Source organism: Pseudomonas marincola (assembly GCF_900682675.2).
GTDB lineage: Bacteria > Pseudomonadota > Gammaproteobacteria > Pseudomonadales > Pseudomonadaceae > Aquipseudomonas > Aquipseudomonas marincola.
On sequence record NZ_LR215729.2, the window covers coordinates 3,908,875 to 3,932,257 of the forward strand.

Genomic DNA, 23,383 nt, shown 5'->3' on the forward strand with positions numbered 1-23,383 from the left:
AACTACTCCAAACCTGGCAGCCGCGGTTCGGCCGCTGCAAAAAATCGTTTATGCCGGATGACCGGCATTTGCTGGCGAATGCTGGCCTGCTCGACCGCATCACGCGGGGCCAGCAGCATCGCCTCGCCAGAGGCCTGTTCCACCACAACCCGCCCCCAAGGGTCGACAATCGCCGCATGGCCAAACGTCTCGCGGCCACCTGCGTGGGTTCCACCCTGCGCGGCGGCCAGCACGTAGCACTGGGTCTCAATCGCCCGGGCGCGGATCAATACGTGCCAATGGGCAGCGCCCGTCACGGCGGTAAACGCCGACGGCGCGCTGATCAATTCGGCGCCAGCATCACGCAGAGCGCCATACAACTCAGGAAACCGCAGGTCATAGCAAACGGTCAAACCGAGGCGACCCACGGGCGTGTCAGCCACCACAACCTGGCCACCGTAGGCGTAGTCATCAGATTCCCGGTATCGCCCCCGGCTGTCGGCAACATCCACATCAAACAGATGCAGTTTGTCGTAACGGGCCACACGTTCGCCGCGATCATCAATCAGCAGGGAACAGGCATTGGGTCTGGCATCCGGCTGACCATCTGGTGGCAACGGCAACGTGCCAGCCACTATCCATAGGTTGAAGTCACTGGCGGCTTTTTTCAACCAAGGCAGAATTGGCCCGGTCCCCAGCGCCTCTTCACGGCTCAGCGTGGCCAGATCACGACGCCCCATGGCGGCAAAGTTTTCAGGCAGAACCGCAAGCCTGGCTCCGCCTTCTGCCGCGCGCTCGAGCAAATGACGCGCGGCCTGCAGGTTGGCCATGACATCAGGCAGACTGACCATCTGGATAACCGCGAGTGTCATACCGGCTCCTGCAAGCGCTGAGAACAACAAGCGTGGGCGCTGGGCGATTGCCCGTTTGCGCCGCTACTTCTGTTTTTCAAACGGTTTGTCAAAGGTGAATTCGGGGTCACTGAGCGGCCCCTTGATGTCGTACTGCACACTCGCCAAGCGGGCGATATTGTCACCGAGCAGTTTATCGGCAACGAAAAGCGCACCGCCGATGGCCGGGTTGAATCCGGCAATGATCACCGCCAACGGCAGGTTGTTACTGACCGGCAGCGTCACCAGCAACTTCGCGTCGATGACCTCGCGCGCCAGATCGAGGGTGCCGTTAACTTCGACGTTGCTCGATGGTCCCTTGAGCGCCAATGGCTCTTTGGTGACGTAAACCCCATCGGTGGCGACCAGCAAGCCCTTCACCCGGTCGTAGCTGAGGCCTTTGCCAAACAGGTCAGAGAAGTCCAGGCGCAGGCGTCGGCCGATCGAGTTGAAGTTGAGCAAGCCAAAAATTCGCAAGGCATTCGCCGAGCCCTTGACCTCGACAAACTGGCCTTTCTTCAGCGAGGCGTCCATCGAACCGCTGAAACGCGCCAGCGCAAAACCCGCCGGCGAACCTGGCCAGTGACCGTCTACATCAAGGTGATAACTTTCGCTGGTAGCCGATGGTGCAAATCCCCACGCCACCAGCGTATCAACCAGATTCTCACCTTCCAGACGGCCCTTGTACCAGCTGCTGGCGCTGCCCGCCGCGCCCTGCCAGCCGACAGTGCCGCTCATGGTGGCGCCGCTGAGTTGCAAGGCCAGATTGCTGAATTGCACACCGTTGGCCAGCGGCCGGGCATTGAATGACCAACTGCCGAGCTGACGCTCGCCCAGCGAGACAAGTTTGATATTGAGGTCTATGGGCGGAACATCGGCCGGGTTAATCGAGCCCAGAACATCCGGGGCAGGCGCGTCGTCGGCTGTAGGCTTGGGTGCGGGCAACTTGAGGTAATCCAGATTGACCACGATTGGCGTGCTGGAAGTATCGGGCAATTTAACCTGGCCCTTGGCCAATGAACTGTCGAGCCCCACCGACCAGGCCGCGCCTGTGCGCTTCAAATCGAGGTTGAGATTATCCGCCTCGACGCCCATGCCCTTGAAATGATCAATGCGCAGGCGCGCCTCGTTGAGCAGCTGCTTGGCATCCCCCACCGGGGCATTCTGATACGGCTTGATCGCGACCTGCCACGCTTCGACATCCAGCTCGGCAATGCGCCCACTGATATTAAGGCCCTTGTTACGACCGGGCTGCGCCCGCCCGGCTCCAAGCACCAGGCGGCCACCGCCATCCAGGAAGTTCTCAGCCCCTGCGGTATAAGCCAGGCTGGCGCGGTCGGCATATTGCACCGTGTAGGTCGCGGGCACTGTACCAAGGCTCATCTTGAACTCTGCATCGCTGCTGCTTGCAGCAGGCTTGCCCAGCGGCTCAGGAAGGTCGATGGCCAGGCCCTGCAAATCGGAATTAACCTGCAGATAGCTGTCTTGCGCGCCCAGATTGATCCTCAGCCGATACGGAATAACACCGTTGGCTGGTATCGGTTGGGTGAACGCCAGCCATTGGGTTAACGTCTCCAGCGCAACCTTGCCTTTCAGGTCGAACAGGGTATTGCTAGCGCCTTCTGGCGTGCCGGCAACGGCCTTGCCGGTCACCGTGTGGCCGAGTGCCCGCGCACTCAAACCTTCGGCGCTGAGGCCCTTGCGGGAATCAAAATTGAAGTCACCCTTGATCTTGCTCAGCTCAAGCTTTGGCGAGGCGATGGTCAGCGATGAATCCTTGCTGCTGAAATCCACCTGCACCACAACCTTGCTCATGTCCTGCAGCGGCAAATCGAGTTTCAGCGCCCCTTCGAGCGCCCCTTGGCCTTTCCAGCCGGCAAAGGTTTCAGCCGTGGGCAACGGCGAATCCTGAAGGATCTGCATGGCATCACCAACGTTGCTGGCCAGCTTGCCGTCGATCAACAGATGCGTATCGCCGCCGGGAACGCCCAGCGCGATATTGGCTGTCGCATCGGTAACCGTGCTGTTGAGTATTTGGCCCTTGGCAACGTCGATGCGCACGCCAGTGTCTTCAACCCGAACCTGCGCCTTGGCCTTGCTCAGAGCCGGCCAACCGGGCTGGTAATCCAGTTCGGCGTCGTCAACATCAAAGAACAGGCTGATGTTGTGCGCGGTTGGCGGCGATCCGTGATTGATCGAGCCCTGATACTGGAAGAAGCCCTGACTTACCGCGCCGCCTTTGATCGAGTCAGTCAGCCATTTGCCCAGTTGCGGGCTGAAACTCGGCACGCGGGTTGGCAGGTACTTGCTGGTGTAGCTCGCATCGCCTTCGCGAATCCCCACGCGTAGGTCCATGTAATCTTCCGCTTCTGGATCAGCCAGCAAACGGATAATGAAATCAGCGCCCGCTTTACCTTCCGGGCCGATCGCTTGCAGGTAAGGGCTGCGCAGCGTTACGCCGGCATCGTCCCAGGTCCAGTCAAACTGGCCGTTGACCTTGGTATAAACCCAGGGCTTGGGGAACAGGGTTGCCAGATGCAGGGAGAACTCTTCGGCATCGACATGCACCACGCCGTGGCCGATATCGCCCTCGACGCTGCCGCTGATGTTCTGCACCGAAGGCGATGCTTCAAACGCCGAGAACCCAACCCTGTCGAGATTGGCGGAAAAGCTCAAACGCCGGGCCAACTCGGCCTGCGGTTTGAAAGCCAGTTGCAGGTTGTTCAACTTGCCATGCGGTTGCAGGGTCTCGATGATCTTGCGGCCATTCTCGGACAACGGCGCGAGCGCAGTTACCAGTGGCACCAACGGCGTGACATCGAACTGATCGGCGCTTAGCTGCCAAGTGTCATCAGCAACCTTGCGGGTAATGCCGAGCTGGACCTTGCCCCAAAGCTCCTCGCCTATGCGCAGGCCAAGGTCAGCCATGCGCAAGGTAAAACCTTGTTCGTTGGCAGCGAAATAACTGTTGAGCTTGATGTCTTGCAGCGCGACGGGTTCCTGCTCAGCCAGGGCCACCTGCAGATTCGCCACGACCATGCGCGTCACTGCCCGCTGTACACCGCCATCGCGCCAGCTCAGCCAGGCCTCACCGCCCAGTTGCGCCTGCTGCAAATGCCAGGCGCCGATGTAGGACGGCGGAATCCAGTCAGCCCAATCGCCAGGCGCCACCTTCAAGTATGCATCGAGGCTCGAGGCTTGCCAGTCCTGCGCGTTGAGATCCGCGTTGACTTGTAACTCCAGCGGCTTGCCGTTGGGCAGGTGCAGGCGCATATCCAGGCGCTGGCCCTGAAGCGTTCGACGCAAGGTCAGATTGATCGCTTTGAGGGTGACTGGCGGCTGAGCATTCGCCTCGACAGTCACCTGGCTGTCGTGCAAGGAGACCTGCTCCAGCGACTTCAGCTGTTGCAGCACCTGCTGCATATCTACGGGCGCACTGGCTTTGGGCTGCGGCAAGCCTGCAACACTCCATTTGCCTTCGGCGTCTTGCTGCGCGCTCAGGCGCAAGCCCTCGACAACCAAATGGGCAATGCGTGGCTGACGCCTGAGCAGGCTTTGCAGTAAATCAGGAATGAGGCTGACCCGGCTCAGCTTGAACGCATCGTCCGCCTCGCCCAGCACCAGATCATGGGCGATAAGCTCCGGGGCGAAACCGTGCCAGCCGCCTTCCAGTCGGCCAATCGACACCGGCATTTGCAGCAGCTCAGTGGCTTTGGTCGCCACTTCATCACGGTAGTCGGCCACCATCGGCGACAGCACGCGACCAACGCTCACGTAAATCGCTGCCAGCACCAACAGCAAGGCAAGCAGCGCCAACCCCCAACGCAACAGCGCCGAGATACCCCGACTTAGCGCCAGCACTTAGCGGCGCTCGTTTGGCGTGCGCGACACGCTAGAGCAAGACCACATCGTATTGCTCCTGTGAGTACATGGTCTCGACCTGAAACTTGATGGTGCGGCCGATGAATGCCTCAAGATCGGCAACATTGCCAGACTCTTCATCGAGCAGGCGATCGACGACCCGCTGATTCGCCAGCACCCGATAACCTTCAGCCTGGTACGCCCGCGCCTCGCGCAGAATTTCTCGGAAAATTTCGTAGCAGATGGTTTCCGGGGTTTTGAGTTTGCCGCGACCCTGACAACCCTCACATGGCTCACACAGCACCTGCTCAAGGCTTTCACGCGTGCGTTTGCGAGTCATCTGCACTAAACCCAGCTCGGTTATACCGATGATGTTGGTTTTGGCATGGTCGCGCTCCAGCTGCTTCTCCAGCGTGCGCAGAACCTGACGTTGATGTTCCAGGTCTTCCATGTCGATAAAATCGATAATGATGATGCCACCCAGATTGCGCAGGCGCAGTTGCCGCGCGATCGCTGTCGCCGCTTCAAGATTAGTTTTGAAAATGGTTTCTTCAAGCGTGCGATGCCCCACGAACGCGCCGGTGTTGACGTCGATGGTGCTCATCGCTTCAGTTGGATCGATCACCAGATAGCCGCCGGACTTCAACGGCACTTTGCGTTCCAGAGCGCGCTGGATTTCATCCTCAACGCCGTACAGATCAAAAATCGGCCGTTCACCCGGATAATGTTCCAGGCGATCGGCAATTTCCGGCATCAGCTCATCGACGAACTGGGTGATTTTCTGGAAGGTTTCGCGCGAGTCGACCCGCAGCTTTTCAGTGCGCAAGCTGACCAGATCACGCAATGTGCGCATGGCCAGATTGAGGTCTTCATAAATCAGCGTGGGCGCAGGGCAGCTTTGCATCTGCTGATGAATCTGCTGCCATTGGCGGCGCAGGTAACGGATATCTATCAGAATCTCATCGGCGCCGGCACCTTCGGCCGCCGTGCGCAGAATGAATCCGCCGACTTCCTCAATACCTTCCGCTGCGATGCAGTCGGTGACCACTTGCTTGAGACGCTCACGCTCCACTTCATCTTCGATCTTCAGCGAAATGCCGACGTGCGCAGTGCGCGGCATGTAAACCAGATAACGTGAAGGAATCGACAGCTGCGTGGTCAGGCGTGCGCCCTTGCTGCCGATTGGGTCTTTAGTAACTTGCACCACCAGGCTTTGCCCATCGTGCACCAGCGCACTGATGCTCTCGACGGCCGCGCCTTCGCGCGTGGAGATTTCCGAGGCATGGATAAATGCCGCACGCTCCAGGCCGATATCGACAAAAGCGGCCTGCATACCAGGCAGAACCCGCACGACTTTACCCTTGTAGATATTGCCCACGATCCCGCGGCGCTGCGTACGCTCGACATGAACCTCTTGCAGGACACCATTTTCAACCACCGCCACGCGCGATTCCATTGGCGTGATATTGATCAGAATTTCTTCACTCATGTGTCCGTCTCATCCGGGAGGGTGCTAGCTGCATCTTGCAACGTATGCCGCGAGGCAGGCGACGAGAGCTTACAGCGTAATGTCACGAGAGTAAGCGATCTGCTGCGCAGGCGACAAATCAGAAAAGCGACTGTCGGCGATACACAGCCTCAATCATCGCCATACACTGAAGAATCTGTGATCAAAGTGTGCGCTTGCTGTCCTGCCAGCAGGCAACATCGAAACTGGCCAGTAGCTCGGCTGTTTCGCACAACGGCAAACCCACAACGGCCGAATAGCTGCCTTGCAACTGCGTCACAAACACCCCTGCAAGCCCCTGAATGCCGTAGCTTCCCGCTTTATCGCAGGGTTCGCCCGTGGCCCAGTAGGCTTCGATCTCGGCGTCACTGAGCGCGCGAAATGTCACGGCAGTACTGACAACACGAACGTCTGATCGTTGCGCACTGACCACTGCCACGGCACTTAATACCTGATGCTCACGACCAGACAGGCTACGCAACGTCGCCAATGCATCATCCCGATCCAAAGGCTTGCCGAGAATTTGCTGACCAAGGACTACAGCCGTATCGGCGCCAAGCACGACCGCGTCGCCCTCAGGCAAGCTGGCAAGCGCCGCTTGCGCCTTGGCGAGCGCAAGACGCTGCACGTACTCGCAGGGCAATTCGCCAGCAAACGGCGTCTCGTCGACAGGCGCGATGCACAGCGTGAACGGCACGCCTATCTGTTGCAGAAGCTCACTGCGGCGCGGTGAACTTGAAGCCAGATACAACGAAGCCATTTGGATATCCCGAGCTTGATGGAGGGGTTAGTTAACGCCGAAACGCTGCTGCAACCAGCGCAGGATCATCGAGACCCAAGGCCACAGCAAGGCGCTGACCACCGCTGGCAGGATAAAAACCAGAGTCGGCGGGCGGTTGCCGGTGAGTGCGTTGAGCCACAACTGAACCAGCTGCGCGAGGCCAAAGACCATCAGCAGAACAATGCACTGCTGCGACAGCGGAAACATGCGCAGGCGTTGATGCAGGCTCAGCACCAGGAAAGTCACCAGCGTCAAAATCAGCGCATTCTGACCCAGCAGCGCGCCGTTGAGCACATCGGCCAGCAGGCCAAAACACCAGGCCGTGAGCATGCCGACCCTTTGCGGCAAAGCCAGCAACCAATAGGTCATGAACAGCGCCAGCCACAGCGGGCGGCCCATCTCCATGAAGTCTGGCAGCGGCGAGACGCTGAGCAGCAAAGCAAACAGCATGGATACCCAAATAACCCAAACATTGCGCGGGCTGGTTGCACTCATTGAGCGGGTCTCACCGGAGCGGGGGCAGTGGTTGAAGGGGCTTGCGCAGGCGCAGGTGCGGTGGACTGACTCGGCGCTGACGTATTGGAGCCTGCTGCCGTTTCAGCCTTCTCTTCGAGCGCCTTCTGATCGGCGGCAACCTCGGCCTCGGCCGATTCAGTTGCCCGCTGTTCAGGCGTGCGCGTGTCGGTAAACACCAACAGCATGTAACGGCTGCGATTGAGGCTGGCAGTCGGAATGGCGCGGACAATCGCAAACGGCTGGCCGGAGTCATGAATCACTTCACTTACGGTCGCCACCGGATAGCCCGACGGAAAGCGCTGGCCGAGCCCCGAACTTACCAACAAGTCGCCCACCTTGATGTCGGCCGTGTCGGCAACATGACGCAGCTCCAAGCGCTCCGGGTTACCGGTGCCACTGGCAATGGCGCGCAAGCCGTTGCGGTTCACCTGCACCGGAATACTGTGATTGGTGTCGGTCAGCAGCAGCACGCGAGCGGAATAAGGCATCACCTCAACCACCTGGCCCATCAACCCGCGCGCATCAAGAACCGGCTGGCCAATCACTACGCCGTCTTTCTCGCCCTTGTCGATAAGAATGCGATGGGTGAACGGGTTCGGGTCGATACCGATCAACTCGGTCGCCAGCACGTCGTCATCCACCAGCGCAGCCGAGTTCAGCAACTCACGCAAGCGCACGTTCTGTTCGGTAAGGGCAGCGAGTTTTTGCAGGCGACGCTGCAACAGCAACTGCTCGGTCTTGAGCTTCTCGTTTTCAGCGGCAAGCTCAGTGCGCGAGCTCAGCTCCTGGGTGGTATTTTCCCAAAGCGTGACGGGCAGATTGCCCAGCCAGTAGATCGGCTCGACGATAACCCCAAGCTGGCTGCGAAAAGGCTTCAGAAAGGCAAAGCGGGCATCGACCACCATCAAGGCGACCGAAAGCACGGCCAGCACCAACAGGCGCACACCAAGCGAAGGACCTTTGGTGAAGAGCGGTTTGATAACAAATTCCTCTACACATCAGCCAGTAACAAAAAGCTGCAAGTGGGCGGGCCCGACTTGCAGCTTGAGACTGACAACTGATGGCTTATTCCGTGGACAGCAGGTCCATGGTGTGACGATCCATCATTTCCAGTGCCTTACCACCGCCACGGGCCACACAAGTCAGCGGGTCTTCGGCAACGATAACAGGCAGGCCAGTTTCCTGTGCCAGCAGTTTGTCGAGATCACGCAGCAACGCGCCACCACCGGTCAGCACCAGGCCGCGCTCGGCGATGTCCGAAGCCAACTCTGGCGGAGACTGCTCAAGCGCGCTCTTAACCGCCTGAACGATAGTCGCCAGCGACTCTTGCAGCGCTTCGAGCACTTCATTGGAATTCAGTGTGAAGCTACGCGGAACACCTTCAGCCAGGTTGCGACCACGCACATCAACTTCGCGAACTTCGCCACCGGCGTAAGCCGTGCCGATTTCCTGCTTGATACGCTCAGCAGTCGACTCACCAATCAGGCTGCCGTAGTTACGGCGAACATAGGTAATGATGGCTTCATCGAAACGGTCACCACCGACACGAACCGACTCTGCGTAAACCACGCCGTTAAGCGAGATCAGAGCGATTTCAGTGGTACCACCTCCGATATCTACAACCATCGAACCGCGTGCTTCTTCAACCGGCAAGCCGGCACCGATGGCAGCCGCCATTGGCTCTTCAATCAGGAACACTTCGCGGGCGCCAGCACCAAGGGCCGACTCACGGATGGCACGGCGCTCCACCTGGGTGGATTTGCACGGCACGCAGATCAGCACACGCGGGCTGGGCTGCAGGAAGCTGTTCTCGTGAACCTTGTTGATGAAGTACTGAAGCATTTTTTCGCAAACGCTGAAGTCGGCAATAACGCCATCTTTCATCGGGCGAATAGCCGCAATATTGCCTGGAGTACGACCCAGCATACGTTTGGCTTCAGTACCGACCGCGACAACGCTTTTCTGGTTGCCGTGGGTACGAATTGCGACGACAGACGGTTCATTCAGGACGATACCGCGCTCGCGCACATAAATAAGGGTATTGGCAGTGCCCAGGTCAATCGAAAGATCACTGGAAAACATGCCACGCAGTTTTTTGAACATGGGATATGGGACCCTAGGAAACGCGTGGGTAAAAAAGTGCGGCAAACTCTAACAACGGTAGGGATTTTGAGCAAGGCACCAATGTGTTAGATTGCCTGTTTTCTGGGCACTAGAGCCCAACATCGCGGCGTTTGACCGCCAGTTCACTGCATCCGTTCCCTGCATTTTCCGATGCATGGCAACCCGTTCACACTTCAACTGGCCGTCTTGACGACCGCCTTTCCATGGAGAACCCGATGGCGCTTGATCGCTCCGAAGTGGAAAAAATCGCTCATCTTGCACGATTAAGCTTGAATGACAGCGAAATTCCGCAAACTACAGAGACACTCAACAGCATCCTCGGACTCGTCGACCAGATGCAGGCAGTCGATACCACGGGCATTGAGCCGCTGGCTCACCCGCTCGAAACGACTCAGCGCCTGCGAGCCGACGAAGTAACCGAAGAAAATCATCGCGAAGCGTATCAGAAGATTGCGCCAGCCGTAGAAAACGGCTTGTACCTCGTTCCGAAAGTCATCGAGTAAGGGAAAACGCCCAGCATGCATCAAATGAATCTGGCCGAGATCGCCCGCGGACTCGCCGCTAAACAATTTTCCGCCGAAGAACTGACGCGCAGCCTGCTGGCGCGCATTCAGCAACTCGACCCGCAACTCAACAGCTTTATTTCAGTCACCGAAGACCTGGCACTGACCCAGGCCAAGGCCGCTGACCAGCGTCGCGCCGACGGTGACACCAGTCCGTTGCTGGGCGCGCCGATTGCACACAAGGACCTGTTCTGCACGCAGGACATCCTCACCAGTTGCGGCTCGAAGATTCTCGGCAACTTCAAGGCGCCTTATAACGCCACCGTAGTCGAAAAGCTCGCCGAGGCTGGCACCGTCACGCTTGGCAAGTTGAACATGGACGAATTCGCCATGGGCTCGGCCAACGAATCAAGCCACTTCGGCGCGGTGAAGAACCCGTGGAACCTTGAACGTGTTCCCGGCGGCTCATCGGGCGGCTCCGCTGCTGCTGTGGCCGCGCGCTTGCTGCCGGCAGCCACCGGCACAGACACCGGAGGTTCGATCCGCCAGCCTGCTGCGTTGACCAACCTTACCGGCCTCAAGCCAACCTATGGTCGCGTGTCGCGCTGGGGCATGATCGCGTATGCCTCCAGCCTCGATCAGGGCGGCCCATTGGCCCGCACCGCCGAAGACTGCGCACTGATGCTGCAAGCCATGGCCGGCTTCGACCCGAAAGATTCCACCAGCGTCGACCAGCCGCTTGATGATTATCTGGCAGCCCTGACCCAACCGCTCAAAGGCCTGCGCGTCGGCTTGCCAAAAGAGTATTTCAGTGCTGGCCTCGACAGCCGCATCGCCGATGCCGTGATGACCGTTGTCGAGCAACTGAAAGCACTCGGCGCCACAGTTAAAGACATCAGCCTGCCAAACACCCAGAACGCAATTGCTGCGTACTACGTGATCGCCCCGGCTGAGGCGTCTTCCAACCTGTCGCGTTTTGATGGCGTACGCTTCGGCTATCGCTGTGAAAATCCGCAAAACCTTGAAGACCTCTACAAGCGCTCACGCGGCGAAGGTTTTGGTGCTGAAGTCAAGCGCCGGATCATGGTCGGTGCCTACGCCCTGTCGGCTGGTTATTACGATGCGTACTACATCAAGGCTCAGCAGATCCGCCGCCTGATCAAGAACGACTTCGTTGCCGCCTTCAATGACGTTGATGTGATTCTCGGCCCAACCACGCCAAACCCGGCGTGGAAGCTCGGCGAGAAGAACAACGACCCGGTTGCTGCTTACCTCGAAGACATCTACACCATCACCGCCAACCTTGCCGGTATCCCCGGTTTGTCGATGCCAGCAGGCTTTGTCGACGGTCTGCCGGTGGGCGTGCAACTGCTCGCACCGTACTTCCAGGAAGGCCGACTGCTCAACGTTGCGCATCAATATCAACAAGTCACTGATTGGCACACTCGCGTGCCAGCTGGATTTTAAGGATCACTCAGATGCAATGGGAAACCGTGATCGGGCTGGAAATCCACGCACAGCTCGCGACTAATTCGAAGATATTCTCGGCCAGCGCCACCACCTTTGGTGCCGAACCGAACACCCAGGCCAGCCTGGTTGATCTGGGCATGCCAGGCACCTTGCCGGTGCTCAACGCCGAAGCCGTGCGCATGGCCTGCATGTTTGGCCTGGCGATTGATGCGCACATCGCTGAGCGTAATATTTTCGCCCGTAAAAACTACTTCTACCCGGATCTGCCAAAGGGTTATCAGACCAGCCAGATGGACGATCCAATCGTCGGCATCGGTCATCTGGATATCACCCTTGAAGACGGCACCGTCAAGCGCATCGGCATTACCCGCGCGCACCTTGAAGAAGATGCCGGCAAGAGCCTGCACGAAGACTTCCAGGGCATGAGCGGCATTGACCTCAATCGTGCTGGCACGCCGTTGCTGGAAATCGTCTCGGAGCCGGACATTCGCAGCGCCAAGGAAGCGGTTGCCTACGTCAAAGCCATCCATGCGCTGGTGCGTTATCTGGGCATTTGCGATGGCAACATGGCCGAAGGCTCGCTGCGTTGCGACTGCAACGTGTCGGTTCGCCCCAAAGGCCAGGCTGAATTTGGCACCCGCGCCGAGATCAAGAACGTCAACTCGTTCCGTTTCATCGAGAAGGCGATCAACCACGAAGTGCAGCGCCAGATCGAGCTGATCGAAGACGGCGGCAAAGTGGTTCAGGAAACCCGTCTGTATGATCCGAACAAGGATCAGACGCGTTCGATGCGCAGCAAGGAAGAAGCCAACGACTACCGTTACTTCCCTTGCCCGGACCTGTTGCCGGTCGTCATCGAGCCAAGCTATCTGGAAGCTTTGCGCGCCACGCTGCCGGAATTGCCGGTGCAGAAGCGCGAGCGTTTCGAGGCGCAGTTCGGCTTGTCCGCGTACGACGCCAGCGTGCTGGCCGCCAGCCGCGAGATGGCCGACTACTTCGAAGCGGTGCAACAGATCTGCGCCGACCCGAAACTGGCAGCCAACTGGGTAATGGGCGAGCTTTCGAGCCTGCTCAACAAAGACAACCTGGAGATCGAACAGTCGCCGGTTAGCGCCGAGCAACTGGGCGGGATGATTCTGCGCATCAAAGACAACACCATCTCCGGCAAGATTGCCAAGATGGTCTTTGAAGCCATGGCCGCCGGCGAAGGCTCGGCCGACCAGATCATCGAAGCCAAAGGCCTCAAACAAGTCACCGACAGTGGCGCCATCGAGTCGATGCTGGACGAGATGCTCGCCGCTAACGCTGAGCAGGTTGAGCAATACCGTGCGGCCGAAGAAGCCAAGCGCGGCAAGATGTTCGGCTTCTTTGTGGGCCAGGCCATGAAAGCCTCCAAAGGCAAAGCTAACCCGCAACAAGTGAACGAACTGCTGAAGAAGAAGCTCGAAGGCTGATAAAGCCATCGTTGCAGTTAAAACGCCGGGCATGCCCGGCGTTTTATTGAGTTCTCAGGAGTCCAACCCATGTTGCGTTTTGCATTGCTGCTGACACTAGTCGCCCTGTTCAGCGGGTGCGCCAGCCATACATTGACCGGTGGCTACAGCGCAGAGGGTAAGGCGTCTTATTACGGCGCGCGGCATCACGGCAAGAAAACCGCCAGTGGCGAGCCGTTCAACCAAAACGCCCTGACGGCCGCACATCGCACCCTGCCCTTTGGCAGCCGCGTGCGGGTGACGAACCTGCGCAATGACAAGAGCGTAGTGGTGCGGATCAATGATCGCGGCCCCTATGCGCGAGGTCGGATAATCGACCTTTCAAAGCACGCCGCCGAGCAGTTGGATATGCTTCGCGAAGGGGTTGCAACGGTGCGTGTTGAACAATTGGAGTAATGACTTGCAAGCTTTACATCTGGTAACCAAACAGCATTTGCGCCCACTGGCGCAGGCTAAACGGATCACTACACTAGCGGCACTTTTTCGGAGCTCGCTGATATGACGTTAATGACCTTTGTGTACCTGATTGCCGGCCTGGTTTTACTGGTCGGTGGTGCAGAAGTTTTGGTTCGCGGCGCTGCCAAGCTGGCCGCGCAATTCGGTATTCCGCCTCTGGTTATCGGCCTGACCGTTGTCGCGTTCGGCACCAGCGCACCCGAGACAGCCGTGAGCGTACAAGCGGCAATGAATGGCAGCGGCGATCTGGCGATTGGTAACGTGGTCGGCAGCAATATCGCCAACGTATTGCTGGTGCTCGGCGCAACCGCACTGATCGCACCGTTGATTGTCTCGCGTCAGTTAATCCGCATGGACGTGCCACTGATGATCGGCGCGAGCTTGCTGACGTTTGGTCTGGCATGGGATGGCCAACTGAGCAAGATCGACGGGGCAATCTTGTTCACCGGCATTGTGGCTTATACCTTTTTCCTGATCCGCAGCAATCGCAACAGTCTCGACGAGCCGGACGATGAGTTCGCGGCCGAGTTTGGCCTTAACGAGCCAGCCAAACCCTATGCCTGGCTGATCAATCTGATCCTTATTGTAGTCGGCCTGGTCCTGCTGGTGGGTGGCTCACACTTCCTCGTTGAAGGCGCCGTTACGCTGGCTCGCGCACTGGGCCTGTCGGAGCTGGTAATCGGCCTGACCGTCATCGCTATTGGCACCTCCCTGCCTGAGTTGGCCACCTCAATACTGGCGGCCTTCAAAGGTGAGCGCGACATTGCCGTAGGCAACATTGTCGGCAGCAACTTGTTCAACCTGCTCAGCGTGCTGGGTCTGGCGGCTCTGGTTTCGCCGAGCCCGATTTCGGTATCACCCAATGCACTGGCGTTCGATTTCCCGGTAATGATCGCCGTAGCAGTTGCCTGCTTGCCGATCTTCTTCACCGGTTACCGCATCAACCGCTGGGAAGGCCTGCTGTTCCTCGCGTACTACGGCGCCTACACCCTGTATCTGGTGCTGTTCGCCACAGGGCGCCCTGCCGTGGAAACCTTCGGCCACGCCATGATCGGCTATGTAATCCCGTTAACGGCACTGACACTGCTGGTAGTGGCGGCTCGCAGCTGGCACAAACAGCGTACGGCAAACTAATAAAGAGGCAGCTTTAAATGACCGACAAACCTCTGGATGGCCAGCAAGTCCGCCGCGAAGTCATGGGCGACAGTTTCGTTGACCGCGCGCTCAACAACGCAACCGAGTTCAGCCAGCCACTGCAGGATTTCGTCAACGATCACGCCTGGGGCGGCGTTTGGAACCGTGAAGGCTTACCGCGCAAAACCCGCAGCCTGATCACGCTGGCGGCACTGACTGCATTGAAATGCCCGCAAGAGCTGAAAGGCCACGTACGCGGCGCCCTTAACAATGGCTGCACGGTCGAAGAAATTCGCGAAGCGCTGTTGCATTGCGCCGTCTACGCCGGGGTTCCGGCCGCAGTCGACGCGTTTCGCGCAGCCCAAGAAGTGATTGACGAGTACTCGAAACAGTAAATGCTCAAGCGTGGTTGAAGGAGCCGGGCGATGCCCGGCTTTTTTATTTGCCGGCGCTGATCAAATTGCGTTTGTACCGTGTACTTCGCTGAAATTTAATTTTTTTGAACACAAGCTTTAACAGAAGGACTTAAGATAGCCTGCTCTGCCTTTTGTGATACTTCTGTTACATCGCGGGCTAGCATTCCACCTCAAGGACTGGTCAAGATGAGGTTCATAAAAAAACTATTAAATCGCAGCGCCAGAAAGCGAATCCGCAACACGCCAAAACTCTACAGAGGCACTCAACGCCTTAAAGAGCGTTATCCGCAATATACCTTTGGCGATGGCACTTATGGCAACCCCGAGGTGCATGACTGGGATAACGGCACAACCTTGCGCATTGGCGCTTACACGTCTATCGCTGGGGGTGTGAATATCTATCTGGGTGGCCATCACCGCGCCGACTGGATCAGCAACTATCCGTTCCCGTTGCAGATAAAAGAGCTGGCAGGCATCCAGGACTCAATCATCAGCAATGGCGATGTAGTCATTGGCAATGACTGCTGGATTTGCTCAAACGTGATGATTCTGTCCGGCGTCACTATCGGCGACGGTGCAGTAGTTGCGGCGGGCGCAGTTGTCACCAAGGACGTTCCGGCCTATGCCGTGGTTGGCGGCAACCCGGCTCGTCTGATTCGCTGGCGCTTTGAAGAACCTGTTAGGCAGATGCTGCAAGCGTCGGCTTGGTGGGATTGGCCTGCTGAAGAGATCCACTCCATCGCCCACCTACTTTGCACAACCGACTTCGATGCGTTCAGTCGCTACGTCAGTGAACGCAAGCAATCCTGAGCAACTACAAGGTTTAAACCCAGCCAATCGCCTGCATCAGCAATAACCCGAGATTAACGGTGATCACCGCCAGCAGCGTGCTGATCACTATAATCGCCGCGGCCAGCTCGTGATTGGCACCGACTTCGCGCGCCATTACATAACTGGCCGCCGCGGTTGGGCTGGCGAAGTAGAGAAACAGGATGGCCAGATCAGCATCGCGAAAACCAAACAGCCAGGCCCCCAGCGTTGTCACCAACGGCAACCAGACCAGCTTCATCAAACTCGAACTCAGCGCTATCGAGCTGCTCTTGCGCAGCGCGGCCAGGCTCAGCGTGCCACCGATGCAGATGAGGGCGAGCGGCAGGGTCATGTGCGCAAAATAGCCCGCCGACGTTAGCAGCCATTCGGGCAATTGCAGTTGCCAGTAGGCCACCGGAATTGCCAGCGCGACACCGATAATCAGCGGGTTGGTGACAATGCTGCGCACGATTGCCGCGAAGTCCGATTTCACCCCTGGCGCATAGATGGCCAGCACGATTATCGACAGCACGTTGTAGCAAAAGATCACCACACCGGCCAACACACTGCCCACCGCCAGACCGTAGTCACCGTACATGCTGGTGGCCAGTGCCAGGCCGACAATACCGTTGTTGCCGCGGAACGCGCCCTGAACAAAAACTCCGCGGTCTTCTTGCGGGCAGCGCCAGTGTGCCCACGCCCAAGCCAGCAGAAAACTTACAGTGGTTGCGCCGATGAAGTAGGCAATGAGGGCCGGCTGCAACGCGGTTTTAAGATCGGCCTGGACAATGCCGAGAAACAGCAGCACCGGCATAGTCGCGCGAAAAACCAGTGCCGAGGCCGTATTGATGAACGCAGCGTCAATCCAACCCAGCCGACGCAGACCCAGGCCGAGGAACAGCATGACGAACACCGGCGCCGTGATGCTGATGGTTTGCTGAAAGACTGCGAACATGAAAGCCTCAAAAAACAGACGCGAAGGCGCCGAACTGAATGAGGCCAATGATAGCAAGCCAACTATCTGGATAGCTGGCTGCAGGTGAAATATTTAATCGCTTAACGACGAACCGGACGCTTCTGCAATTTACGCTGCAAGGTTCGCCGGTGCATACCCAGCGCCCGCGCAGTGGCTGAGATATTGCCTTCGTGTTCGGCGAGAACCCGCTGAATGTGCTCCCACTGCAGACGATCCACTGACATCGGATTTTCCGGCACCAGCGAATCGAGATCGGCATGCTGGGTCAACAACGCGGCCAACACGTCATCGGCATCGGCAGGTTTGCACAGGTAATTGCACGCGCCGCGCTTGATCGCCTCAACAGCAGTGGCAATGCTGGAGTAACCGGTCAGAATCACCACTCGCATCTCTGCGTCCAGCTCGAGCAATTTTGGCAGCAACACCAGACCGGAGTCGCCGTCCATCTTCAGGTCGACCACGGCATAGTCGGGCAAGTCATGGCTGGCCAGGGTCAGGCCTTCTTCGGCAGACCCGGCAATCGACACGCGCAAACCACGGCGACTCATGGCGCGCGCCATGACGCGGGTAAAGGTCGGATCATCGTCAACCAGCAACAGGTGCGGTTGCTCGTCGCCTTCAAACAGCGCCTCATCAGACATTTGATACTCCTTGCTGGTCGGCCTCAGGCTGAGCCGTAGGAGCGCGGCAACTTCAACTCGGTGAGGGTGCCGCCCTCTTCATGATTATAAAGCTTAACTGTGCCACCGGCGCGGGTCACGCTGGCCTGACTAAGAAACAGGCCCAGACCGAAACCTTTACCCTTGGTGGTAAAGAACGGCCGCCCAAGCTGCTCGGCAATGGCCAACGGCACGCCCGCGCCAAAGTCGCGGATGCTCAGTTGCAGCCACTGGTGATCCCAGTCGAGGCGTATATCCAACTTCTCAGGACAGGCATCGGCGGCGTTATTGAGCAAATTGAGCAACGCTTGCGTAAGGTCTGCCGGAGGCATCAGCCGGGGCGGTGTTCCGCGGCCCAGACATTGATAACGGTAGCTCGCCTCGGGACGCATCAGGTGCCAGCGGTTAAGCGTGGTTTCGAGCCAGTCTACACTGGACTGCTCGACAATCGCCTGACGTCGGTCAGCCTCTGCGGCTCTAACCAGTTGCTGCAGCGTGTCCTTACACAGCTTGACCTGTTCTTGCAGCACCGCCAGATCTTCTTGCAGCATGGGCTCGGGATGCTCACGACGCAGCTCTTTGATCAGCACACTCATGGTCGCCAGCGGCGTACCCAGTTCGTGCGCCGCGCCCGCTGCCTGCGTGGCCACGGCGAGTAATTGCTGATCGCGCAGGCCTTCCTCCCGACGTTCCGCGCGCTGTTCTTCCTGACGACGCAGCTCACCGGCCATGCGTGACACAAAGAAGGTGATCAACGCCGCCGCCAGGGCAAAGCTCAGCCACATGCCATAAATCAGCAAGCTCTGACGCGGCTCAGACGGCACCTCAAGCGGGTGCGTCCAAACCAGCAACAGCGTGTAGCCGCCGAGCGCCAGCCCAGACAGCGTCAGGGTATACAGCCAGGGCAAGATGGCCGCAGCAATGGTCAGCGGCACCAAGTAATAGGACACGAACGGGTTGGTCGAACCGCCCGAGTAAAACAACAGGACGCTATGAATCACTAAATCCAGGCCCAACTGCACGGCGTACTCAAGCTCGGTAACCGGCCAGGGGCCGCGCAGGCGGATCATGGTGAATACGCAGAGCATCAACGAGATGCACAGCGTCACGCTGAGTTCAAACCAGGGCAGCGGCAATAACTCGGATTTATAGGCGAGACCTACCGAACCGGCTTGTGCGGCGAGGACCAGAAAGCGGATCAGGATCAGCCGCCAGAGATTCTGTCGGCTTGCGGAAAGTAGTGGAACCGGGGCGAGCATATGCACTCCAAAAAGCTCGGCAACCGAGCAATGCGAGTATAACCAACGCTCGCCGCTGCTTGATGCGGCAACACGCCGCATGCAAGTACTTACAGCCAGACTACCGGAGACTCTGACCGGCAAAGCTGGCAGAGCAGAAATTATTTTTAACGGCGCTTAACCCGTTTTGAAAACCTGGCCCGTCTACTCTGAGCAGAACCTTGCGATCCGTCGCAAGCCAACTCATTACCATTGTTCAAGGAATACCCATGCGAACATCTTCTCGTCTTGCCCGCCTGACCCAAAGCCTGGTGCTGAGCAGCGCCGTTCTGACGCTGGCGACGGCGGCTCAGGCTGATGAGGCGCGTTACAACCAGGTCTCATTACGTGCCGAGGTCAGCCACGAAATTGCCCACGATCTCATGCAGGTAACGCTCTACAGCGAAGCGCAAGACGCCGATCCCGCCGCACTAGGGGCGCAAATCACCCGTAACCTGAACAAGGCGCTGGAGCAGGCGCGCAAGGCAGAAGGCGTGAAGGTTGCGCTGGGCAGTCGCAACAGTTACCCGCTTTACGACGAGAAACGCCAGAAAATCACGGGCTGGCGTGAGCGCGGTGAAGTGCGCCTGGAAAGTGCCGACTTCGCTGCCCTGTCGAAGCTCTCGGGCGAAATGCTGCAAAACCTGAGCATGGGCAACATGAGTTTCAGCATCGCCGACAAAACCCGTAAAGCCGAAGAGGACAAGCTGATCAAAGAGGCGGTTGACGCCTTCAAGGCACGCGCACAGCTGGCCACCGAAGCACTCGGTGGCAGTGGCTACAAGCTGGTCAGCCTGAACCTCAATACTTCAGGTTTTCAGCCACCGATGATGATGCGCGCAAAGGGCGCAATGATGATGGACTCAGCGCCAACGCCCGAGATAGAGGGCGGCAGCAGCCAGGTAACGGTAAATGCTGATGGCGCCATTGAAGTGCAGATGCCTTGACCACGCGTGCGCAACACGCACCGTTTGCAAACAACGCCGCTCTCGCAAGATAGCGGCGTTTTGCCAGCTGTTAGACGCGAAATGTCGAATATGCGACAACGCCTTACACCCCGCTCACAGTTGCTAAGCTATTTTCATCAGGGGGCTTGCCTCAGGCACGTGCCCTGCATAGTTTCTTGCAAGGTCTTCACAAGAGACCCCTCAATACATAACCACAACAACTATGAGGTTTTTATGCGTAAGAACGCCGTCATACAAGCGATGCTGGTAGCCGGGCTGATCGCCACTGCGCCACTCGCTCAGGCAGCCAGCAATCTGGTGTTTTGCTCAGAAGGTAGCCCTGCAGGTTTCGACCCTGCGCTGTACACCACCGGCACCGACTTCGACGCTGCAGCAGAGACTGTTTTCAACCGTTTGACCCAGTTTGAGCGCGGCGGCACCGCAGTCATCCCCGGGCTTGCAGAGAAGTGGGAAGTGACCGATGACGGTCTCAACTACACCTTCCACCTGCGCCCCGGCGTGAAATTTCATACCACCGACTATTTCAAGCCAAGCCGCGAATTCAATGCTGACGACGTGCTGTTTACATTCAAGCGCATGCTCAACAAAGACGATCCGTTCCGCAAAGCTTACCCAACTGAATTCCCCTACTTCACCGACATGGGCATGGACCAGAACATCGCCAAGATCGACAAGCTCGACGACATGACGGTGCGCTTCACGCTCAACTCGGTTGACGCTGCATTCATCCAGAACCTGGCCATGAGCTTCGCCTCTATCCAGTCTGCAGAGTACGCCGCGCAGTTGCTCAAAGAGGGCAAGGCCAGCGACATCAACCAGAAGCCAATCGGCACCGGCCCGTTCGTATTCAAGCGTTACCAGAAAGACTCGCAAATCCGCTTCACCGGTAACAAAGAGTACTGGAACCCTGCGGATGTGAAGATCGACAACCTGATCTTCGCCATCAACACCGACGCCTCGGTGCGTATGCAAAAGCTTAAAGCCGGTGAATGTCAGGTCTCGGTATTCCCCCGCCCTGCAGACATCGAATCGCTGCAAAAAGAGCCCAAGCTGCAAATGCCTGAACAGGCCGGTTTCAACCTCGGCTACATCGCCTACAACATGGAGCATGCGCCGTTCGACAAACTCGAAGTGCGTCAGGCGCTTGATATGTCGGTGAACAAGCAGGCGATCATAAACGCGGTGTATCAGGGTGCCGGTCAGCTGGCAGTTGGCAGCATGCCGCCGACGCAATGGTCCTACGACACCAGCATCAAGGACGCCGCCTACGACCCGGAAAAAGCCAAGGCCATGCTCAAGGCAGCCGGCGTTAAGGAAGGCACCGAGATCACTCTCTGGGCCATGCCGGTTCAGCGCCCGTACAACCCTAACGCCAAGCTGATGGCGGAAATGCTGCAGTCCGACTGGGCGAAAATTGGCATCAAGGCCAAGATCGTCAGCTACGAATGGGGCGAGTACAACAAGCGCGCCAAGGCCGGCGAGCACGATGCCCTGCTGATCGGTTGGACTGGCGACAATGGTGACCCGGACAACTGGCTGGGCGTGCTATACGGTTGCGATGCCATTGGCGGCAACAACTACAGCCGCTGGTGCGACAAGGACTTCGACGCCAAGGTCAAAAAAGCCAAGACCCTCAATGACAAGGATCAGCGCAGCGCCCTCTACATGGAAGCCCAGCAGATCCTCAAGAAGAACGTACCGATCACACCGGTCGCTCACTCAACCGTGTTCCAACCGATGAGCAAAACCGTCAAGGACTTCAAAATCAGTCCATTCGGTCTCAACTCGTTTTACGGCGTAAGCGTCGAGAAGTAACCCGCGAAGCAGTTGGCGGGCCGGTTATCCTCCGGTCCGCCAATCGGGCGCTCGTTACCGACGTGGTGACGCTGCGCAGACCGAGTCGCCACAGGTATCACTCAATGCCCAAGCCCTCACTGTTGCTACTTACCAGCCTGCTGCTCGCCGCCCTGCCATTGGCCGCGCCGGCAATGGCTGATGACAAGAATTCACTGGTGGTCTGTACCGAAGCCAGCCCCGAAGGCTTCGATCTGGTGCAGTACACCGCCGCGACAACCGCAGACGCGACTGCCGAAACACTGTTCGAGCGTCTGGTGCGTTTCATTCCCGGCACCACCGAACTTGAGCCCGCGTTGGCCGAAAGCTGGGAGGTTGGCGCAGATGGCCTGACCTACACCTTTCACTTGCGCCACGGGGTCAAGTTTCATCACACCGAATGGTTTACCCCGAGCCGCGAGTTGAATGCCGACGATGTGCTCTGGAGTTTTCAACGCCAGCTTGATCCGCAACATCCCTGGCACGACAAAGCCGTGCGAGGCTTCCCGTACGCCGAATCGATGGGCATGGCCGAGTTGATCGAGCGCATCGAGGCGCCAGACGCCTACACCGTGCGGTTCACTCTGAAGCATGCCGAAGCGCCGTTTCTGGCCAACCTGGCCATGGGTTTCAGCTCTATCTATTCCGCCGAATACGCCGACCAGTTGCTGGCGGCAGGTAAGCCCGGCCAGCTCAACAAGCTGCCGATTGGCACCGGCCCGTTCGTGTTTGACCGCTACGCCAAGGATGCTCAGGTGCGCTTCCACGCCAACGCCGATTACTGGGATGGCGTGCCTGCAATCCAAAAGCTGCTGTTCGCGATTACGCCAGACCCGAACGTGCGCATTCAGCAACTCAAAGCCGGCGCCTGCCAGATTGCGCTCTATCCGCGCCCAACCGATATTGCTGCGCTGAAAGCCGACAGCAACATCAAAATCCAATCGCTGGATTCATTGCTCACCGCCTATATCGCCATCAATACCGGCCATACACCGCTGGATAATGTACGCGTGCGTCAGGCATTGAACATGGCATTCGACAAAAGCGCCTACCTGCGTGCGCAATACGGTGAAGGCGGCGCCAGCCCGGCAGTCGCGCCTTATCCGCCAACGCTCTGGGGGCATGACTCGCAAATGCTGGGCTGGCCACACGACCCCAAGCGCGCGCGGCAATTGCTGGTTGATTCCGGTCATGGCGACGGCCTCAAGCTGTCGATCTGGACCCGGCCAGGCGGCGGCCCGACCAACCCCAATCCCGGAATCGGCGCACAAATGCTCCAGGCCGACCTCGCGGCTATCGGCATCGACAGCGATATCCGGGTATACGAGTGGGGTGAGCTGATCAAGCGCGCCAAGCGCGGCGAGCACGACTTGATTTTCATGGGCTGGGCAGGCGACAACGGCGACCCTGATAACTTCCTCACGCCCAATCTGTCCTGCGCCGCGGCCAAGTCCGGCGAAAACATGTCGGGTTGGTGTGATGAACACTTCGATGCACTGATCACCGAAGCCCGTCGCGTCAGTTCGCGCCCGCAACGGATTGCCTTGTACCGCGAGGCGCTGTCGGTGTTTCACGACGAGGCGCCGTGGATTCCGCTGGCCTTCCCCAAGCAATTCACTGCCCTGCGCAACGATGTTCAGGGTTTCGTGCAGAGCCCCATGGGCTCCAACAACTTCGCCCGCGTCAGCCGCACACCGTGAAAGCAACGACCTGATAAACCACGACTGTCA

The 23,383-nt window shown here is 58.4% G+C and carries 20 protein-coding genes; 10 read left to right on the forward strand and 10 right to left on the reverse strand.

The features are described 5' to 3' along the window. Nucleotides 1-2: 2 nt before the first annotated feature. The 7 genes from PMYSY11_RS18070 to mreB all read right to left on the reverse strand — a co-directional run bounded on the left by PMYSY11_RS18070 (nucleotide 3) and on the right by mreB (nucleotide 9,637). Nucleotides 3-851, reverse strand: coding sequence for a carbon-nitrogen hydrolase family protein (locus PMYSY11_RS18070; RefSeq protein WP_150547627.1), 849 nt, complete (start codon nucleotides 849-851; stop codon nucleotides 3-5). 63 nt (nucleotides 852-914) lie between these two features. After that, nucleotides 915-4,730 carry a YhdP family protein gene (locus PMYSY11_RS18075; protein WP_150547628.1) on the reverse strand — a complete coding sequence of 1,272 codons (3,816 nt, stop codon included), beginning with the start codon at nucleotides 4,728-4,730 and terminating at the stop codon, nucleotides 915-917. A 31-nt stretch (nucleotides 4,731-4,761) separates the two neighbouring features. Continuing rightward, nucleotides 4,762-6,219 (reverse strand): ribonuclease G, encoded by a 1,458-nt coding sequence (gene rng, locus PMYSY11_RS18080; protein WP_069898028.1) that lies wholly within the window; start codon nucleotides 6,217-6,219, stop codon nucleotides 4,762-4,764. Between the two features lie 181 nt (nucleotides 6,220-6,400). After that, on the reverse strand, nucleotides 6,401-6,997 hold the full coding sequence (locus PMYSY11_RS18085; RefSeq protein ID WP_150547629.1) for a Maf family protein: 597 nt from the start codon (nucleotides 6,995-6,997) through the stop codon (nucleotides 6,401-6,403). Between the two features lie 27 nt (nucleotides 6,998-7,024). Next, nucleotides 7,025-7,513: a rod shape-determining protein MreD gene (gene mreD / locus PMYSY11_RS18090; RefSeq protein ID WP_069898030.1), complete on the reverse strand. Its 489-nt coding sequence runs from the start codon at nucleotides 7,511-7,513 to the stop codon at nucleotides 7,025-7,027. Beyond that, complete coding sequence (gene mreC, locus PMYSY11_RS18095; RefSeq protein ID WP_239655502.1) at nucleotides 7,510-8,478, reverse strand: rod shape-determining protein MreC; 969 nt, start codon at nucleotides 8,476-8,478, stop codon at nucleotides 7,510-7,512. The genes mreD and mreC overlap by 4 nt, the downstream gene beginning before the upstream one ends. Before the next feature lie 121 nt (nucleotides 8,479-8,599). After that, nucleotides 8,600-9,637 carry a rod shape-determining protein MreB gene (mreB, locus tag PMYSY11_RS18100; protein ID WP_069898032.1) on the reverse strand — a complete coding sequence of 346 codons (1,038 nt, stop codon included), beginning with the start codon at nucleotides 9,635-9,637 and terminating at the stop codon, nucleotides 8,600-8,602. 236 nt (nucleotides 9,638-9,873) lie between these two features. Here mreB and gatC point away from each other — a divergent pair, with 236 nt between their 5' ends. The 7 genes from gatC to PMYSY11_RS18135 all read left to right on the forward strand — a co-directional run bounded on the left by gatC (nucleotide 9,874) and on the right by PMYSY11_RS18135 (nucleotide 15,940). Further along, nucleotides 9,874-10,161, forward strand: coding sequence for an Asp-tRNA(Asn)/Glu-tRNA(Gln) amidotransferase subunit GatC (gene gatC / locus PMYSY11_RS18105; RefSeq protein WP_069898033.1), 288 nt, complete (start codon nucleotides 9,874-9,876; stop codon nucleotides 10,159-10,161). Between the two features lie 15 nt (nucleotides 10,162-10,176). Further along, complete coding sequence (gatA, locus tag PMYSY11_RS18110) at nucleotides 10,177-11,628, forward strand: Asp-tRNA(Asn)/Glu-tRNA(Gln) amidotransferase subunit GatA (RefSeq protein ID WP_150547631.1); 1,452 nt, start codon at nucleotides 10,177-10,179, stop codon at nucleotides 11,626-11,628. Nucleotides 11,629-11,639: 11 nt separating this feature from the next. After that, nucleotides 11,640-13,085, forward strand: coding sequence for an Asp-tRNA(Asn)/Glu-tRNA(Gln) amidotransferase subunit GatB (gene gatB, locus PMYSY11_RS18115; RefSeq protein ID WP_069898035.1), 1,446 nt, complete (start codon nucleotides 11,640-11,642; stop codon nucleotides 13,083-13,085). Between the two features lie 69 nt (nucleotides 13,086-13,154). Continuing rightward, the gene (locus PMYSY11_RS18120; protein WP_069898036.1) at nucleotides 13,155-13,520 is read left to right on the forward strand and encodes a septal ring lytic transglycosylase RlpA family protein; all 366 of its coding nucleotides are present in this window, start codon (nucleotides 13,155-13,157) and stop codon (nucleotides 13,518-13,520) included. Between the two features lie 102 nt (nucleotides 13,521-13,622). Then, complete coding sequence (locus PMYSY11_RS18125) at nucleotides 13,623-14,714, forward strand: calcium/sodium antiporter (RefSeq protein ID WP_150547632.1); 1,092 nt, start codon at nucleotides 13,623-13,625, stop codon at nucleotides 14,712-14,714. A 17-nt stretch (nucleotides 14,715-14,731) separates the two neighbouring features. Then, nucleotides 14,732-15,109, forward strand: coding sequence for a carboxymuconolactone decarboxylase family protein (locus PMYSY11_RS18130; RefSeq protein ID WP_069898038.1), 378 nt, complete (start codon nucleotides 14,732-14,734; stop codon nucleotides 15,107-15,109). Nucleotides 15,110-15,316: 207 nt separating this feature from the next. After that, on the forward strand, nucleotides 15,317-15,940 hold the full coding sequence (locus tag PMYSY11_RS18135) for a CatB-related O-acetyltransferase (RefSeq protein ID WP_090509689.1): 624 nt from the start codon (nucleotides 15,317-15,319) through the stop codon (nucleotides 15,938-15,940). Between the two features lie 13 nt (nucleotides 15,941-15,953). Here PMYSY11_RS18135 and PMYSY11_RS18140 read toward each other — a convergent pair whose 3' ends face one another. The 3 genes from PMYSY11_RS18140 to PMYSY11_RS18150 all read right to left on the reverse strand — a co-directional run bounded on the left by PMYSY11_RS18140 (nucleotide 15,954) and on the right by PMYSY11_RS18150 (nucleotide 18,834). After that, complete coding sequence (locus PMYSY11_RS18140; RefSeq protein ID WP_150547633.1) at nucleotides 15,954-16,895, reverse strand: AEC family transporter; 942 nt, start codon at nucleotides 16,893-16,895, stop codon at nucleotides 15,954-15,956. 101 nt (nucleotides 16,896-16,996) lie between these two features. Continuing rightward, nucleotides 16,997-17,557 carry a response regulator transcription factor gene (locus tag PMYSY11_RS18145; RefSeq protein WP_069898041.1) on the reverse strand — a complete coding sequence of 187 codons (561 nt, stop codon included), beginning with the start codon at nucleotides 17,555-17,557 and terminating at the stop codon, nucleotides 16,997-16,999. Between the two features lie 23 nt (nucleotides 17,558-17,580). Next, nucleotides 17,581-18,834 (reverse strand): ATP-binding protein, encoded by a 1,254-nt coding sequence (locus PMYSY11_RS18150; RefSeq protein WP_150547634.1) that lies wholly within the window; start codon nucleotides 18,832-18,834, stop codon nucleotides 17,581-17,583. Between the two features lie 248 nt (nucleotides 18,835-19,082). On the opposite strand from PMYSY11_RS18150, the gene PMYSY11_RS18155 reads away from it, so the two are divergent. From PMYSY11_RS18155 to PMYSY11_RS18165, 3 genes are all read left to right on the forward strand, one after another. Next, a complete protein-coding gene (locus tag PMYSY11_RS18155) occupies nucleotides 19,083-19,799 on the forward strand; it encodes an SIMPL domain-containing protein (RefSeq protein WP_150547635.1) in 717 nt (238 codons plus the stop codon). Nucleotides 19,800-20,033: 234 nt separating this feature from the next. Then, nucleotides 20,034-21,635 (forward strand): ABC transporter substrate-binding protein, encoded by a 1,602-nt coding sequence (locus PMYSY11_RS18160; RefSeq protein WP_150547636.1) that lies wholly within the window; start codon nucleotides 20,034-20,036, stop codon nucleotides 21,633-21,635. A gap of 104 nt (nucleotides 21,636-21,739) precedes the next feature. Then, nucleotides 21,740-23,353 carry an ABC transporter substrate-binding protein gene (locus PMYSY11_RS18165; protein ID WP_150547637.1) on the forward strand — a complete coding sequence of 538 codons (1,614 nt, stop codon included), beginning with the start codon at nucleotides 21,740-21,742 and terminating at the stop codon, nucleotides 23,351-23,353. Nucleotides 23,354-23,383: the final 30 nt, after the last annotated feature.

Excerpts from the sequence above, each read along its gene's own strand:
- rng (WP_069898028.1), bottom strand. The coding sequence starts at position 6,219 with ATGAGTGAAGAAATTCTGATCAATATCACGCCAATGGAATCGCGCGTG.
- PMYSY11_RS18085 (WP_150547629.1), bottom strand. The coding sequence starts at position 6,997 with ATGGCTTCGTTGTATCTGGCTTCAAGTTCACCGCGCCGCAGTGAGCTT.
- gatA (WP_150547631.1), top strand. The coding sequence starts at position 10,177 with ATGCATCAAATGAATCTGGCCGAGATCGCCCGCGGACTCGCCGCTAAA.
- PMYSY11_RS18165 (WP_150547637.1), top strand. The coding sequence starts at position 21,740 with ATGCCCAAGCCCTCACTGTTGCTACTTACCAGCCTGCTGCTCGCCGCC.
- mreB (WP_069898032.1), bottom strand. The coding sequence starts at position 9,637 with ATGTTCAAAAAACTGCGTGGCATGTTTTCCAGTGATCTTTCGATTGAC.
- PMYSY11_RS18140 (WP_150547633.1), bottom strand. The coding sequence starts at position 16,895 with ATGTTCGCAGTCTTTCAGCAAACCATCAGCATCACGGCGCCGGTGTTC.
- PMYSY11_RS18130 (WP_069898038.1), top strand. The coding sequence starts at position 14,732 with ATGACCGACAAACCTCTGGATGGCCAGCAAGTCCGCCGCGAAGTCATG.
- mreD (WP_069898030.1), bottom strand. The coding sequence starts at position 7,513 with ATGAGTGCAACCAGCCCGCGCAATGTTTGGGTTATTTGGGTATCCATG.
- PMYSY11_RS18155 (WP_150547635.1), top strand. The coding sequence starts at position 19,083 with ATGCGAACATCTTCTCGTCTTGCCCGCCTGACCCAAAGCCTGGTGCTG.
- PMYSY11_RS18125 (WP_150547632.1), top strand. The coding sequence starts at position 13,623 with ATGACGTTAATGACCTTTGTGTACCTGATTGCCGGCCTGGTTTTACTG.
- PMYSY11_RS18135 (WP_090509689.1), top strand. The coding sequence starts at position 15,317 with ATGAGGTTCATAAAAAAACTATTAAATCGCAGCGCCAGAAAGCGAATC.
- PMYSY11_RS18120 (WP_069898036.1), top strand. The coding sequence starts at position 13,155 with ATGTTGCGTTTTGCATTGCTGCTGACACTAGTCGCCCTGTTCAGCGGG.
- PMYSY11_RS18070 (WP_150547627.1), bottom strand. The coding sequence starts at position 851 with ATGACACTCGCGGTTATCCAGATGGTCAGTCTGCCTGATGTCATGGCC.
- gatB (WP_069898035.1), top strand. The coding sequence starts at position 11,640 with ATGCAATGGGAAACCGTGATCGGGCTGGAAATCCACGCACAGCTCGCG.
- gatC (WP_069898033.1), top strand. The coding sequence starts at position 9,874 with ATGGCGCTTGATCGCTCCGAAGTGGAAAAAATCGCTCATCTTGCACGA.
- PMYSY11_RS18145 (WP_069898041.1), bottom strand. The coding sequence starts at position 17,557 with ATGTCTGATGAGGCGCTGTTTGAAGGCGACGAGCAACCGCACCTGTTG.
- PMYSY11_RS18150 (WP_150547634.1), bottom strand. The coding sequence starts at position 18,834 with ATGCTCGCCCCGGTTCCACTACTTTCCGCAAGCCGACAGAATCTCTGG.
- PMYSY11_RS18160 (WP_150547636.1), top strand. The coding sequence starts at position 20,034 with ATGCGTAAGAACGCCGTCATACAAGCGATGCTGGTAGCCGGGCTGATC.